The organism is Flagellimonas sp. MMG031, assembly GCF_040112705.1.
Lineage (GTDB): Bacteria > Bacteroidota > Bacteroidia > Flavobacteriales > Flavobacteriaceae > Flagellimonas.
The window spans coordinates 1,155,556-1,170,086 of sequence record NZ_CP157804.1; the positions used below are offsets into that span (position 1 = coordinate 1,155,556).

The following is a 14,531-nucleotide window of genomic DNA, read 5'->3' on the forward strand; positions in this document are numbered from 1 at the left end:
TATGGAAATACAACAGTTCCGTTACGATAACAAAATCGTACAAAAGTTCTTATACGCCACCATACTTTGGGGCGTGGTGGGTATGGCAGTAGGCCTTTTGCTGGCCTTTATGTTTTTGTTCCCTAATGTTACAGAAGGTATCTCTTGGTTGAGCTTTGGACGCTTGCGCCCATTGCACACCAATGCCGTGATCTTCGCATTTGTGGGGAATGCCATTTTTGCAGGGGTATATTACTCGCTGCAACGCTTGCTTAAAGCTAGAATGTTCAGTGATGTCCTGAGCAACATCAACTTCTGGGGTTGGCAATTGATCATTGTCGCCGCGGCGTTGACCTTGCCCTTGGGCTACACGACCTCCAAGGAATACGCCGAATTGGAATGGCCCATAGATTTGGCCATTGCAGTAGTATGGGTAGTTTTTGGTTGGAACATGATAGGTACCATCTTAAAAAGACGGCAAAGACACCTATACGTGGCAATTTGGTTCTACTTGGCCACCTTTGTTACGGTAGCGGTGTTGCACATCTTCAACAGTTTGGAGTTGCCGGTAACCGCTTTAAAAAGTTACTCGGTGTACGCTGGTGTTCAGGATGCGTTGGTACAATGGTGGTACGGTCACAATGCGGTAGCATTTTTCTTGACCACGCCTTTCTTGGGGTTGATGTACTACTTCGTGCCCAAAGCGGCGAACCGTCCCATATATTCCTATAGATTATCCATCGTCCACTTCTGGTCGTTGATATTCATCTATATCTGGGCAGGTCCTCACCACTTGTTGTATTCCGCATTGCCCGATTGGGCTCAGAACCTTGGAGTGGTATTCTCCGTAATGTTGATCGCTCCATCTTGGGGTGGTATGATCAACGGTCTGTTGACCCTTCGCGGGGTATGGGACAAAGTGCGTACCGATGCTACGTTGAAATTTATGGTAGTGGCCATTACCGGTTATGGTATGGCAACCTTTGAGGGTCCCATGCTTTCTTTGAAAAACGTAAATGCCATTGCGCACTTTAGTGATTGGATCATTGCACACGTGCACGTAGGCGCCTTGGCTTGGAACGGGTTCTTAACCTTTGGTATGATCTATTGGTTGGTGCCCCGAATGTTCAAAACCGAACTGCACTCCAAAGGATTGGCCAATTTCCATTTCTGGATCGGAACCTTGGGTATTGTATTGTATGCGCTGCCCATGTATGTGGCAGGATTTACCCAGGCACTTATGTGGAAAGAGTTCAACCCCGATGGCACCTTGGTTTACGGTAACTTCTTGGAGACCGTAACCCAGATTATCCCAATGTACTGGATGAGGGCCATAGGAGGTTCCTTGTACATCTTGGGTATGTTCGTATTGTTGTACAACGTAGTTATGACGATCAGGGCAGGCAGCAAAGTTGAGGATGAAGCTGCAGAAGCCCCGGCTTTGGAGCGTGTCGCCAAACGAAGAGTGGCTGGGGAGACCTTCCACAACTGGTTGGAAAGAAAACCGGTACAGTTGACGATTTTGGCTACCGTAGCGATTCTAATCGGAGGTATCGTTCAGATTATCCCAACTATCTTGGTGAAATCCAATATCCCGACCATTACCAGTGTGAAACCCTATACGCCTTTGGAACTGGAAGGCCGAGACCTTTATATCAGGGAAGGTTGTGTGGGTTGCCACTCACAAATGATACGTCCGTTCCGAAGCGAAGTGGAACGCTACGGCGAGTATGCCAAAGCAGGGGAATTCGTGTACGATCACCCATTCCTATGGGGTAGTAAGCGTACAGGTCCCGACTTGTTGCGGGTTGGAGGCAAATACTCCGATAGCTGGCACCTGAACCATATGTACGACCCACAAAGTACCTCGGCAGGTTCCATCATGCCATCCTATCAATGGTTGGTCACCGACGAGCACGATCGTAGCGATGTAGAGGCTAAAATGGAAGCCATGGTACAACTGGGGGTTCCCTATACCGAAGAGGACATCGCCAATGCCCAACAATCCATGGCCGAGCAGGCAGAGGAAATCGAAAAGAGTCTTTATACAGACCCAGAATTCGAAAGGACCTATGAGGCGGACAAAAAATACGCCCAAGAAAACGGATTGGATTTTGTGGAAATGCGAGACCGTGAAATCGTGGCCTTGATAGCTTACTTACAGCGATTGGGTACCGATATCAAAATTGAAGGAACAGAAGAAACTATATCTCAAAACAAATAACCATGTTGAAATTTGTAAAAGAACATATGGAAACCATCGATGGGATAGCCAACTATCCCATGGTTTCCCTGCTCATCTTCTTTGTATTTTTCGTTCTATTGTTCTGGTGGGTCTTCACGGCTACCAAAGAGCACATAAGGGAGATGTCCGAATTGCCACTGGAAAACGAAGATCAACCAAACAAACTATAATATTATGAGCACAAAAACACCTTGGTGGATAAGAGTCCCGTTCCTATTCTTCCTAATCTTCGGATTGATGGAATTCTTTATAGACTCAGGGGACAAACCAGCAATCATAGAATATCCCATCACACAGTTTTTTATGCTGTTGGTGTTGATGATCCTTATTGCGATCGAACTGATCTTGGCTTCCATTGAAAACATTATGTTCCAAACCCTTTCAGAAGAAGGCAAGGAACGTTATCTGGAAACCAAGAGCAAGAAATATGAATGGACATGGGCCAAAAACCTCATGGAAAGACTAACGCGTAGCCGCTCCATAGAGCGCGAGGGCGAAATTGTCCTCGACCATAATTACGATGGTATCCGCGAGTTGGACAATGTATTGCCTCCTTGGTGGGTGTACCTGTTCTATGCGACCATAGTTTTTGGAGTAGTGTATTTGGTACGTTTCCATGTAATTGGTGATTACGACCAGAAATTGGAATATGAGCAAGAAGTAGCCGCAGCGCAACAGGCCATAGAGGAATACAAGAGAACGGCCAAGGATTTGGTCGACGCCAGCACGGTGGAGTTCCTTTCGAATGAGTCGGATTTGGCAGCGGGTGAGAAAATATTCGAGTCCAATTGCGTAGCCTGTCACATGGCAGATGGCGGCGGTGGAATCGGCCCTAACCTAACCGATAAATATTGGATTTTGGGCGGTGGTATCAAAAATATCTTTACCACCATTTCCGAAGGTGGACGCGATGGCAAGGGTATGGTCGCTTGGAAGCAGACCTTAAAGCCGGCCGAAATGGCCCAGGTTGCCAGTTATGTGATGACCTTGGGAGGAACAACACCTGCCAATCCAAAGGAACCTGAAGGAGAAATATGGGTAGACCCCAATGCTCCTGAAGATGCCAATGGTACCGAATCTGAAACCGAAGAAACTGCACCGGCAGAAATGGGGCAGGCCACAGATTCAACAGAAGTTGCCATGAACTAGTCCCGTTGGGACACCCGGCAACCAAATATTTATCCATAAACCACAAATGCGATGGAAGAGAATTTTAGGGATTCCATAGGCACAATCACACAAGAAGGTAAAAGGAACTGGATTTTTCCAAAGAAACCCAGCGGAAGGTACTATGATTACCGAAAGTATGTTAGTTACTTTCTGCTGATTTTCTTGATTGCAGCACCCTTTGTCAAAATCAATGGGCATCAATTTTTGCTGTTCAATGTGCTGGACCGACGGTTCAATATTTTTGGACTTCCATTTTGGCCGCAAGATTTTCATTTGGTGGTGGTGTCGATGATCATTGGAGTGATTTTCATCGCACTCTTTACGGTGGCCTATGGCCGTATTTTTTGTGGGTGGATGTGTCCCCAGACGATTTTTCTGGAAATGGTCTTCCGCCGGATAGAGTATTGGATCGATGGGGATAGGGGTGCTCAAATGCGATTGGCCAAGGCGCCTTGGACAGGTAAAAAGCTGAGGAAAAGACTGCTGAAGTGGTTCATCTTCTTTGTCATCTCCTTCTTTATAGCCAATATATTTTTGGCCTATTTGATCGGAAGCGACCAGTTGTTGGCCTACATTACCGATGGGCCCATGGCCCACTTGGGAACCATGATTCCCTTGTTGATTTTCACTGGAGTGTTCTATTTCATTTTTGCGTGGTTCAGAGAGCAGGTATGCATCATTGCATGTCCTTATGGACGATTACAGGGCGTGCTCTTGGATGATAAATCCATTGTTGTGGCCTACGACCACAAACGTGGAGAGGGTGAAAATGGCCGGAAAAAGTTCAGAAAAAACGAAGATAGGGAAGCACTTGGGCATGGTGACTGTATTGATTGCCTGCAATGTGTAAATGTATGTCCCACGGGGATTGACATCCGCAACGGAACACAGTTGGAATGCGTAAACTGTACGGCCTGTATTGATGAGTGCGACCATATCATGGAAAGTATCGATAAACCCAAAGGGTTGATCAGATACGCCAGCGAGGACGAAATAACCAACAAGAACAAATTTAAGTTCACCGCCCGTATGAAGGGATACACTGCCGTGCTCGTGGTTTTGATAGGAGTTTTGGTGGGAATGTTGTTCATGCGGAACGAGGTCGAGGCGAACGTATTAAGGTTACCTGGACAGTTGTACGAGCGGAAGGCGGACAATATCATCAGCAATGTGTATACCTATAAATTGGTAAACAAAACCACGAAGGATATCGAAAATGTGTCCTTTAAGCTGATGTCGCACAATGGGGAAATCAAAATGGTGTCACAAGATACATTCACAGTTCCAGCTGAAGAACTTGCGGAGGGAACGCTCTTTATAGAGATCAACGCATCCGCACTCAATGGCGATAAAGATCAACTCGAAATTGGAGTTTACAGCGGAGAAAAACTCATAGAAACTACGGTGACACAGTTTTTGGCACCGAGAAGTTATAATTAAAAAAATAAATCGATGAAAATCAATTGGGGAACCGGAATCGTATTGGCATTTATAGGCTTCATAGGCTTTATCCTATACTTTGTGATACGGATGAGTACCGATGACAGGGCCAACCACGATTTGGTTACGGAAGAATATTATAAAAAAGAGCTGACCTATCAAAAACAGATAGACGCCTCAAAAACGGCGACCGAAATGGGTGCCAACCTTACCGTTGAAAAAACGGACGAGGGTTTGGTCATTTCTTTTCCAGAACGTTTCGACCCCAAAAAAATAAGTGGAACAGTGTCCCTATACAGACCGTCTAACAAGCACTTGGATACTAACTTTCCTATAAGTTTGTCCAATACACATTTGCTCATACCTGACAATCGCTTGGTAGACGGTCGCTGGGACATTTCCATAGACTGGAATTACGAAGGTAACTCCTTTTTACATAAAGAAAAACTGGTGTACTGATCATGTTGACCTCTGCTTTGGTTCTGGGACTTTTGGGAAGTCTGCACTGTTTGGGCATGTGCGGACCCATAGCTTTTATGTTGCCTTTGGACCATAGCAACACCATGAAAAAGACCACACAGCTCTCCATTTACCATTTGGGCAGATTGTTGGCCTACGGAATCATAGGGGTGCTATTTGGATTGTTGGGCAAGGGATTGGCCCTGTTCGGGATACAACAAAAGCTCTCTATCGGGATAGGTCTGCTCATGATTGTCTTGGTATTGGTTCCTGCAAAATATTTGAACAGGCATAAGCTTTTAACACCCATTTATTCGATAATTGGTAAGGTGAAATCCAAACTTGGGGCCGAATTGAAAAAGAAAACACCGGACACTTTTTTGACCATTGGATTCCTGAACGGGTTTTTGCCCTGTGGGTTGGTGTATATGGCCCTTTTGGGCGCTGTAGCCATGGGCAACGCTATGCAGGGAGGTCTTTATATGATGATTTTCGGCCTGGGAACCGTCCCTTTAATGTCTGTCGTAGTTTATTCCAAAGGAATGATCAGAGGTGCCATAAAAGCTAAAATTCAAAAATTGATACCGGTATTTGTGGTGATCATAGGTATTTTGTTTATTATACGTGGACTTGGATTGGGAATCCCTTATGTTTCCCCCAAGGCGGCCCCTGCGGATGCAGTAACGGCGACCATAGAATGCCATCAACCCTAAAAAATCAAATCCATAATGAAAATAACATCAGCGGAAGAAGCGGTAGGAATTGTAAAATCAGGAGACCGGGTCTTTTTCCAAGGAGCGGCAATGACGCCCAACGAATTGATCGATGCACTCTGCGACCGTCACAAGGAATTGAAGGACGTGGAAATCATTTCCATTCATACCGAAGGAGATGCCAAATATACCAGGGAACCCTATTGTGAGGCCTTCACCCTGAACGCATGCTTTGTGGGCGGAAACGTTAGGAACTTCGTAAACTCGTATATGGGGGATTACATCCCTGTTTTTTTAAGTGAGATACCTTGGTTGTTTGCCGACGAGTATTTGCCCTTGGATGTGGCCTTTGTTCAAGTATCCCCTCCGGACAAGCATGGTTACTGTTCGTTGGGAGTATCGGTGGATGTGGCATTGCCGGCCATCCGAACTGCAAAAAAAATAGTGGCACAAATTAATCCGCAGGTGCCTAGAACCCATGGTACAGGTATTGTCCATGTCGATGAAATCGTGTTCGCCACAGAGGTAAACAGGCCCATTCATGCACATCTGCCTACAGAACCTTCCGAAGTGGAACACGCCATTGGCAAACATGTGGCATCGTTGATCGAGGATGGCGCAACCCTACAAATGGGAATCGGTAACATTCCCAATGCGGTCTTGTCCAACCTGGGCAACCACAAAAACCTGGGTATCCATACCGAAATGTTCTCGGATGGCGTGCTGCCCTTGTTGGAAAGTGGTGTGATCAATGGAAAGGAAAAGGCGGTAAAACGAGGTAAAATTGTGAGCTGCTTTGCTGTAGGGTCTCAAAAATTATATGATTTCATCGACGATAACCCCATTTGTGATTTTAGGGATTCCGGATATACCAACGACACGGCCAGAATCCGAAGAAACCCCAAGGCAACGGCCATTAACAGTGCCATAGAGATCGATCTTACCGGTCAGGTTTGTGCCGATACCATTGGAGGGTACCAGTTCTCCGGGGTAGGGGGTCAAATGGATTTTATGAGGGGAGCCTCGCTTTCCAAGGGAGGAAAGCCTATTATCGCCATGTCCGCTACCACCAAAAAAGGTGTTTCCAAAATAACCCCATTTTTGAAACAAGGAGCGGGTGTCACCACCACTAGGGCACACATGCACTATGTGGCTACCGAATATGGCGTGGTAAACTTGTTCGGTAAAAACCTAAAACAGCGAGCCAGCGCCTTAATTTCGATTGCCCACCCCGATCATAGGGAAGAGTTGGAAAGAGCGGCTTACGAAAGATTCCATGGTTAATTGGAAAATAAGGGCAAAAAAAATAAAAAGGGGGCAATTTTAAAATTGCCCCCTTTTCGTTAGAATTACACGAAACCAATCAAAAATGTAATCCATATTAAATCTTAAAGGTGATTACAGGTGCTTTGGCATGGTTGGCAATGTCCTCGCCAATACTTCCCATAAAAAAGTGGGACAACCCTCTTCTTCCGTGGGTAGGGATGCCAATAAGATCTGCATCAACTTCATCACTATAATTGAGAACACCCTTTTCAACCGTATAATCGTTGAAAATCTCTACGGTCAAATCTGTATTGGCCTCCTTTAAAAAGGCATCGATCTTGCTTTGGGCATCAGCGGTGCTCAGGAACTCATCACCTGGAGTATTGATGTACACCATATGTAATTTTGAGCCAAGGATTTTTGCCATTTTTTGGGCTTTTTTTAAAGCAGGGACACTTTCTTTCTCAAAATCACAGGCAAAAACGAAGTTTTTGGGGTCAAAATCCTCTGCCTCATTCCCTTTGATGACCAATACGGGTACATCTGAGGTGCGCACCACTCTTTTCAGTATTGGAGCCTATAAAGATCTCTTCCAATCCATCAACACCATTAGAACCCATCACAATAAGGTCGGCGTCGTGTTTTTCGGCCACTTCCGCCACTTCACTGAACACCTTGTAATGTTTGATAATGGGGGTGAGTTTTATTTCCTTGAGATAGGGTTGGTCCAAAAAGTCGGCAAATCGTTGTTCACCGAGTTTGATAAGGTGCACCACTTGTTCCTGTGAAATATATCCGGAATCTCCCATAATGGCAGGGGAGAGTTCCAGCATATGGAGCACAAAGAGCTCAGCTTTTTGCTGTTTTGCCAATGAAGCGGCCACTTTTAGGGCCTTTTCTGATTGATTTGAAAAATCAACCGGTACAATAATACTTTTCATCTTGTTGTTTTTTTTAGGTTAAACGGTCATGGAAAATATTCGGGTATCTGGTTTTTTTCTTTGCAATTTAAGGTCAAAGGCCATACTGATGTTTCGCACAAATGGTCTTCCCTTATCGGTTACCTTGATCTGTTGGTTGTCCAGTGCTACCAATCCGTCCTTCTCCAGTTCGGAAAGGTTGTCCAACACCATATCAAAATCAACCGATTTTTCGTCCTCCTCGCTCCAGCTTGTCTCAAATCGGCACATGATATTGAGGATATGCCTTCTGAGGATTTCATCCTCTTCATTAAGGATATGTCCTCTAAAAATAGGGATAACTCCATGCGAAACCAAATTCTGGTATTCCTCCACATTCTTCACATTTTGGGCAAAGCCATACCAGCTATCGCTGATGCTGGAAGCGCCCAAACCGACCAATAGTTTGGTCTTGGATGGGGTGTAGCCCATAAAGTTTCGGTGCAGTGTCCCATTTTCCAAGGCCTTGTACAGACTGTCCGTGGGCAATGCAAAATGGTCCATTCCCACATCCTTGTACCCAAATTCGGAAAGCATTCGTTTGCCCATTTCGTACTGGGCCTTTTTTTCTACGGATGATGGTAAATCTTCCTCCTTGTAGCCACGTTGTCCGTTGCCCTTGAGCCATGGCACGTGCGCATAACTATAAAAAGCAATCCTGTCGGGTTTGATGGCGTTGGTTTTAATGATGGTGTTCTCCACATCGGCACAATTTTGAAACGGAAGACCATAAATAATATCGTGTCCCACCGAGGTATATCCGATTTCCCTGGCCCAATCGGTAACGTTCTTTACATTCTCAAAGGGTTGAATCCTGTTAATGGCACGTTGAACGGTGAGATTGTAGTCCTGTACTCCAAAACAGACCCTTCTGAACCCTACATCATAAAGGGCCTGTAAGTGTTCCCGTGTAGTATTGTTCGGATGTCCTTCAAAACTAAATTCGATATCATCGGTTTTGGTGCTCAGCCGAACAATTCCTTCAATCAATATTTTAAGGTTCTCGGGAGAGAAAAAAGTGGGGGTTCCGCCGCCCAAATGAAGCTCTTTTATAACGGGTTTTGAGCCCAAAAGGTCAACATACAACTCCCACTCTTTCAAAACCGCTGTAATATAGGGTCGCTCCACTTCGTGGCGCTTGGTAATCCTTTTATGGCATCCACAAAACGTGCACATATGCTCGCAAAAGGGTAAGTGGATATATACACTGATACCCTCTTCGGGATTTTCTTCGAATGCCCTGAGTACACTCGAATTCCATTTTTTGCCTGAAAAACTATTGATGTCCCAATAGGGCACAGTAGGATAACTCGTGTATCGAGGGCCCGGAACATTGTATTTTTGTACTAATCCGCACATAAGCTGCATACCTTTTGATTATAGGCCAAAAATACCGTTGATGGCTCTCATAAAACATGATAATTGTCAGGATAGCCGCCCAAAAAGCTGATAGGGTAAATGCTTGTACTGACGAGTATCATATTTTGCCCTTTATTGAAGCTGTACTTTTATAGGGAGGAGAAGTAGGCACAAACTTAGGTCCCATGGGAGAACATATTGCAAAAAGCGCTTTCAACGAGGAGGAACGGAAACTATTTGTACAGCAACTGATCGATGATATCCACGCCTTGGAAATTATGATCAAAGACGGCTTGATCGAAGATGATATTGTGCGAATAGGGGCCGAACAGGAAATGTGCCTCATCAAAGATGATTACAGGCCCGCTTCAAATTCCTTGGATATTCTGAAGGATTTGGACGACCCGCACTACACCACAGAATTTGCCACCTATAATATTGAGGCCAATCTTGATCCCATTACGCTGAAAAACGATAGTTTCAGTTCCATGGAACATCAACTCACCGAACTGGTCGAAAAGGCCAAACAATCTGCTAAAAAGCAGGGTAGCCGGGTTTTGTTGACCGGTATTTTACCCACCATCAGCAAAGATGAGTTGGGCATGGATTTTATGACCCCGATACCTAGGTATTTTAAGATAAACGAAGTCCTGAAAGCATGGCGCGGGGATGATTTCACCCTGCGCATAAAAGGCGTCGATGAATTGTCGCTACACCATGATTCCGTTCTTTTTGAAGCTTGCAATACCAGTTTTCAGCTGCATCTTCAAATACCTCCCGAAGATTTTACCAAGAGTTACAATTGGGCACAGGCTATTTCCGGACCGGTATTGAGCATGTGCTGTAATTCACCTCTGTTATTGGGTAAGGAACTTTGGCGGGAAACACGGATTGCCCTTTTTCAGCAAAGCTTGGATACCCGGGTATGGACCAAGGCCCTGCGGGAGGAAGTGGCAAGGGTAGGTTTTGGTGAACGCTGGCAAAAGCACTCCGTTGCCGAAATCTTTAAACAGGATATTTCTACCCATCGCATTCTATTGACCAAGCCGATTACCCAAAACTCATTGCACATGTTGGACAAGGGTGAAATACCAAAATTGGAAGCACTTAGTCTTTTCAATGGAACGGTGTATCGCTGGAACCGACCCTGTTATGGAGTCGGCAACGGTAAACCCCATCTGAGAATCGAGAACAGATACATTCCAGCTGGACCTACAGTTTTGGATGAAATGGCCAACTTTGCTTTCTGGGTCGGACTTATGGCCGGTAGACCCAAAAAATATGACGATATGCCCAGCCTAATGGACTTTAGGACCGCCAAGCTCAACTTTTTAAGGGCGGCCACAAGTGGTAGGAATGCCATGTTTTCTTGGATGGGAAAGGATATGACGGCTAAAAAATTGGTTAAGGATGAATTTTTGCCCATGGCCTATGACGGCCTGAGAAAGTTTCATGTTGATGAAAAGGATATCGAACGACTTTTGGGAGTGATTGAAGCACGAATGAAAGGCAATACTGGTGCAGAGTGGCAGATCCATAACTTTAGGGAACTCCGCAAACAAATGAAACTGGACAGTGCCATCGTACAATTGACCCGATCTATGTACAAAAATCAGCAGACGAATATTCCCGTACACCAATGGAAGCCCATCGAGAATATGGGAGAGACCAAGGAATCCTTTAAGTGGGTCAACCAGATCATGTCCACTAAACTTATGAAACTTTATGAGGATGATTATGCCAATTTGGCCCTCTCCATCATGCAATGGAACAACATACATCACCTGCCCGTAGAAAATGGAAAAGGTGAGCTCGTTGGCCTACTTACTTGGAGCCATATCGAAAAGTTTGAGCAATTGGACAAGAAGGGGGCCAGGGTAGGTGATATCATGGTGAAGGATGTCATTACCATAACGCCCAAAACCGAGATAAGCAAAGCAAAGGAATTGATGAACGAGCACAATATCGGCTGTTTGCCCATTTGTGTGGACACCCACATTGTGGGAATCATCAGCAAAGTTGATTTGAAGTAGTATGGTATTGGTTCATAGCACGGCATTGGATGAGACCGTAAAAATTGATAGGGTCATTGATCATATTCGTGGAAAAAAGGGAGGCCCCACACTTGTTTTTTTTGGCGGGGTACATGGCAACGAAACAGCAGGTGTGTTCGCTTTGAAGGAAGTATTTGATGAACTTAAGTTGAACAACACCGCCATCAATGGAGAAATTTATGCGATTTCTGGAAACTTGGGCTCCCTTACAACAAGACAACGGTTCCAGGACGAAGACTTGAACAGGATCTGGTTTTCGGAACGAATCACAAGGATTGTCGAGAAAAAGGAGATTCACAATAAGGAAGAAAAGGAACTACATGATTTGTATGTCCTGATAGATTCCATCCTAGAAACAGGAAACCCTCCATTCTATTTTTTAGACCTTCATACCACTTCGGGCGATACATCACCTTTTATGGTGCTCAACGATAGTTTGCTGAACCGTACCTATGCATCACATTACCCATTGCCCATTATACTGGGAATTGAGGAATACTTAAAAGGAGCCTTATTGAGCTACATCAATGAACTGGGCTATGTATCGCTGGGTTTCGAAAGCGGACAGCATGATGATGGCAAGGCGGTTCAAAGTTGTATTGAGTTTGTTCGGTATTCCTTGGCACTGACCGAATCAATGCCCGTTTCTTCTGAAAAACTTCAGGAATTGAAGGGGGCAGTCGCCGAATCCAGTAGACCCAGACACCGGTTTTTCGAGATTTATCATCAGCATGATATTGGTCCCGAGTCCACCTTTGAAATGTATCCCGGTTTTGTCAATTTTCAAGTGGTACCCAAGGGAGTCAATTTGGCCTCGGTGGATGGTGTGGCCCTCAAAACCACAAAGACCCGGCAAATCTTCATGCCGCTTTATCAAAAACAGGGCAACGAAGGATTCTACTTTATTCGTCCAATTCCGCAATTTTTGTTATGGCTTTCCAAAAAGTTACGAAAGTTTAAGGTAGACCATATTTTGGTTAAGCTTCCCGGGGTATCGTGGGCGGATGAGAAAAAAGACACTTTGTTGATCAATCTTCGCATAGCCCGTTTTTTTGCCAAGCCCTTTCTCCACCTGTTGGGGTATCGGGCCCGCAGGTACGATAGCGGTCACCTCATCGCCAAGAACAGGGAAAGCGCATCCAAATCGCAGGAGTACAGCGAAACAACTTGGTTCAAATCATAAAAAAAGGCCCAAGAACTGTCTTGGACCTTTAGGTATAGAGGATAGTTGGCTTAATTTCCTTTCATCACAAAGTTAATGGGAATGCTGTATTTAACACTTACGGCCTTGCCTCTCTGCTCACCGGGTTTCACTCTGGGCAAGGAAGCGATGATACGTTCAGCTTCTTTTTCCAAAAGTTTGTCAGGACCTCTTTTTTGGATACCGGTAACCCTACCTTTGGAATCGATCACAAATTGAAGATATACCCTTCCGGTAATTCCCATCTCCAGTGCAGCGGGCGGATAGGTGAAATTTGCTTTGATGTGTTCCTGAACCTTTTCGTTAAAGCATGCTTTGCGTTCTTCTTGACTTTGAAGGTTTTCACAGCCTGGAAAAACGGGTACGTTCTCGATGACTGCAAAGGGAACCACAACTTCGTCTTCCACTTCTTCCACATCTACATCTTCAATACGCACTATGGCATCCTCGATAAAGGTTTCTTGGCTACTCTCGGTACTTTCGATTATAGTCTCTTTTACGTCTTCTACGTCTTCCACAATCTCAATAACATCGGGGGCCGATGGCGGAGGTGGTGGGGGCGCAGTTCGAATTACTTCTGTAATGGGTACATCTTCCTTAAGTTCGTCGGTTACCTGTACAACTTCTGAAACTTTGGATTCCTCGTCATAGAACTTTACTTCAAAGGATTGCCATGTCATGAACAATACCGAAGTAAGTCCTATCATAAAATAAAGACTGCTATTGCGTCCTATTTCTGCGTTTGGGTTCTTTTTTGGTTTCATGACTTCTACTATTTAACTCTGTTAAAGGTAGCTTTCTTCAATCATGCAGAATATGATAATAATCAGGTTTTGGGCTGAGGTAAGGTTTTTGTTGTCAAAAGGTTACGCAATTTAATCCGTCAATAATGCCATGTCTTTTTTTGTAAGATCAATAGAGAATGAAATACTCAACCGCAGCATATGATCGCTGGAATCGCTGAACTTATGATTAAAGTAACCGATGTCTGCCTTGATCTCCTTGCTCATTTGACGACCAAAACCAACAAATACCCGATTTTGATCAAATGTATCCCCATCAATGGCAAGGAACAGTTCATCAAAGGCCTTAAAATAGAAACCGTTTCGTATGGGCCGAACATATTGTAGCCGATATCGGATCCTATTGTTCACTTTTGTCGGCTCACCACCAATGGAACGTCTATTCTCAAATCGTATTCGATGGGAAATGGAATTATCGTTGAATTTTGAATTTAAGGTGTACTCACCATACAGCCAGAGCTGATTGGTATTCGATACTGTAGTGGTTTCGGAATAAGAACTGGAGTTGAGCAGGGCAAGTCCACCGGTAAGTTCTGAGTTTTGGCCGGTTTGATACGAAGCACCCGTCCTAAAGAAAAAGAACCCGTACCTATCCAGCATGTGGTGGTGCCGAATGATGCCTACGGCGGGTATGCTCCACTCTTCATGTACTTTGGCCGTTCCGCATAGCAGGAGCCATGAGCCATACTCGTTTTCTTCCGGATGCTGTGCAAGAAGGGATTGGGATAGCAGAATGGAACATATAAAGGAATAAATCCATCCACAATGGTACTTTGCAAACCCCATGGTCAATCGCTTTTGATTGTTGGAGTACAAAGGTTTTCATTAAATACCACGACAAAGTATGACGTTTGTCATAGACTGCCTTTTTCGGCAAAAAAAG

Annotated in this window: 14 protein-coding genes; 9 read left to right on the forward strand and 5 right to left on the reverse strand. The window is 44.8% G+C overall.

Annotated elements, in window-relative coordinates:
• Position 1 precedes the first annotated feature (1 nt).
• Genes ccoN through ABNE31_RS05185 form a run of 7 tightly spaced genes read left to right on the forward strand, consistent with a single transcriptional unit; the run spans position 2 to position 7,290 of the window.
• Positions 2-2,203: a cytochrome-c oxidase, cbb3-type subunit I gene (ccoN, locus tag ABNE31_RS05155; protein WP_179383600.1), complete on the forward strand. Its 2,202-nt coding sequence runs from the start codon at positions 2-4 to the stop codon at positions 2,201-2,203.
• Between the two features lie 2 nt (positions 2,204-2,205).
• The gene (locus tag ABNE31_RS05160) at positions 2,206-2,394 is read left to right on the forward strand and encodes a CcoQ/FixQ family Cbb3-type cytochrome c oxidase assembly chaperone (protein ID WP_179383601.1); all 189 of its coding nucleotides are present in this window, start codon (positions 2,206-2,208) and stop codon (positions 2,392-2,394) included.
• A 4-nt stretch (positions 2,395-2,398) separates the two neighbouring features.
• Positions 2,399-3,373 (forward strand): cbb3-type cytochrome c oxidase N-terminal domain-containing protein, encoded by a 975-nt coding sequence (locus tag ABNE31_RS05165; RefSeq protein WP_179383602.1) that lies wholly within the window; start codon positions 2,399-2,401, stop codon positions 3,371-3,373.
• A gap of 51 nt (positions 3,374-3,424) precedes the next feature.
• Positions 3,425-4,834 carry a cytochrome c oxidase accessory protein CcoG gene (gene ccoG, locus ABNE31_RS05170; RefSeq protein WP_179383603.1) on the forward strand — a complete coding sequence of 470 codons (1,410 nt, stop codon included), beginning with the start codon at positions 3,425-3,427 and terminating at the stop codon, positions 4,832-4,834.
• 12 nt (positions 4,835-4,846) lie between these two features.
• A complete protein-coding gene (locus ABNE31_RS05175; RefSeq protein ID WP_349352622.1) occupies positions 4,847-5,293 on the forward strand; it encodes a FixH family protein in 447 nt (148 codons plus the stop codon).
• 2 nt (positions 5,294-5,295) lie between these two features.
• A complete protein-coding gene (locus ABNE31_RS05180) occupies positions 5,296-6,006 on the forward strand; it encodes a sulfite exporter TauE/SafE family protein (protein WP_349352623.1) in 711 nt (236 codons plus the stop codon).
• A 15-nt stretch (positions 6,007-6,021) separates the two neighbouring features.
• Entirely contained in the window at positions 6,022-7,290 is a 1,269-nt protein-coding gene (locus ABNE31_RS05185) for an acetyl-CoA hydrolase/transferase C-terminal domain-containing protein (RefSeq protein WP_293287329.1), read from the forward strand.
• A gap of 97 nt (positions 7,291-7,387) precedes the next feature.
• Here ABNE31_RS05185 and ABNE31_RS05190 read toward each other — a convergent pair whose 3' ends face one another.
• From ABNE31_RS05190 to hemN, 3 genes are read right to left on the reverse strand one after another with little or no spacing between them, the layout of a single operon-like run.
• Entirely contained in the window at positions 7,388-7,828 is a 441-nt protein-coding gene (locus ABNE31_RS05190; RefSeq protein ID WP_349352624.1) for a universal stress protein, read from the reverse strand.
• Entirely contained in the window at positions 7,785-8,213 is a 429-nt protein-coding gene (locus ABNE31_RS05195) for a universal stress protein (protein WP_349352625.1), read from the reverse strand. The genes ABNE31_RS05190 and ABNE31_RS05195 overlap by 44 nt, the downstream gene beginning before the upstream one ends.
• 18 nt (positions 8,214-8,231) lie before the next feature.
• Positions 8,232-9,590, reverse strand: coding sequence for an oxygen-independent coproporphyrinogen III oxidase (gene hemN, locus ABNE31_RS05200; RefSeq protein WP_349352626.1), 1,359 nt, complete (start codon positions 9,588-9,590; stop codon positions 8,232-8,234).
• 185 nt (positions 9,591-9,775) lie between these two features.
• On the opposite strand from hemN, the gene ABNE31_RS05205 reads away from it, so the two are divergent.
• Both ABNE31_RS05205 and ABNE31_RS05210 read left to right on the forward strand, forming a co-directional pair.
• On the forward strand, positions 9,776-11,623 hold the full coding sequence (locus ABNE31_RS05205; protein ID WP_349352627.1) for a CBS domain-containing protein: 1,848 nt from the start codon (positions 9,776-9,778) through the stop codon (positions 11,621-11,623).
• A gap of 1 nt (position 11,624) precedes the next feature.
• A complete protein-coding gene (locus tag ABNE31_RS05210; RefSeq protein WP_349352628.1) occupies positions 11,625-12,827 on the forward strand; it encodes a succinylglutamate desuccinylase/aspartoacylase family protein in 1,203 nt (400 codons plus the stop codon).
• Between the two features lie 50 nt (positions 12,828-12,877).
• Here ABNE31_RS05210 and ABNE31_RS05215 read toward each other — a convergent pair whose 3' ends face one another.
• Both ABNE31_RS05215 and ABNE31_RS05220 read right to left on the reverse strand, forming a co-directional pair.
• On the reverse strand, positions 12,878-13,609 hold the full coding sequence (locus ABNE31_RS05215; protein ID WP_349352629.1) for an energy transducer TonB: 732 nt from the start codon (positions 13,607-13,609) through the stop codon (positions 12,878-12,880).
• Between the two features lie 111 nt (positions 13,610-13,720).
• Positions 13,721-14,434 (reverse strand): DUF2490 domain-containing protein, encoded by a 714-nt coding sequence (locus ABNE31_RS05220; RefSeq protein WP_349352630.1) that lies wholly within the window; start codon positions 14,432-14,434, stop codon positions 13,721-13,723.
• Between the last annotated feature and the right edge of the window lie 97 nt (positions 14,435-14,531).

Excerpts from the sequence above, each read along its gene's own strand:
- ccoN (WP_179383600.1), top strand. The coding sequence starts at position 2 with ATGGAAATACAACAGTTCCGTTACGATAACAAAATCGTACAAAAGTTC.
- ABNE31_RS05160 (WP_179383601.1), top strand. The coding sequence starts at position 2,206 with ATGTTGAAATTTGTAAAAGAACATATGGAAACCATCGATGGGATAGCC.
- ABNE31_RS05165 (WP_179383602.1), top strand. The coding sequence starts at position 2,399 with ATGAGCACAAAAACACCTTGGTGGATAAGAGTCCCGTTCCTATTCTTC.
- ccoG (WP_179383603.1), top strand. The coding sequence starts at position 3,425 with ATGGAAGAGAATTTTAGGGATTCCATAGGCACAATCACACAAGAAGGT.
- ABNE31_RS05175 (WP_349352622.1), top strand. The coding sequence starts at position 4,847 with ATGAAAATCAATTGGGGAACCGGAATCGTATTGGCATTTATAGGCTTC.
- ABNE31_RS05180 (WP_349352623.1), top strand. The coding sequence starts at position 5,296 with ATGTTGACCTCTGCTTTGGTTCTGGGACTTTTGGGAAGTCTGCACTGT.
- ABNE31_RS05185 (WP_293287329.1), top strand. The coding sequence starts at position 6,022 with ATGAAAATAACATCAGCGGAAGAAGCGGTAGGAATTGTAAAATCAGGA.
- ABNE31_RS05195 (WP_349352625.1), bottom strand. The coding sequence starts at position 8,213 with ATGAAAAGTATTATTGTACCGGTTGATTTTTCAAATCAATCAGAAAAG.
- hemN (WP_349352626.1), bottom strand. The coding sequence starts at position 9,590 with ATGTGCGGATTAGTACAAAAATACAATGTTCCGGGCCCTCGATACACG.
- ABNE31_RS05205 (WP_349352627.1), top strand. The coding sequence starts at position 9,776 with ATGGGAGAACATATTGCAAAAAGCGCTTTCAACGAGGAGGAACGGAAA.
- ABNE31_RS05210 (WP_349352628.1), top strand. The coding sequence starts at position 11,625 with ATGGTATTGGTTCATAGCACGGCATTGGATGAGACCGTAAAAATTGAT.
- ABNE31_RS05215 (WP_349352629.1), bottom strand. The coding sequence starts at position 13,609 with ATGAAACCAAAAAAGAACCCAAACGCAGAAATAGGACGCAATAGCAGT.
- ABNE31_RS05220 (WP_349352630.1), bottom strand. The coding sequence starts at position 14,434 with ATGGGGTTTGCAAAGTACCATTGTGGATGGATTTATTCCTTTATATGT.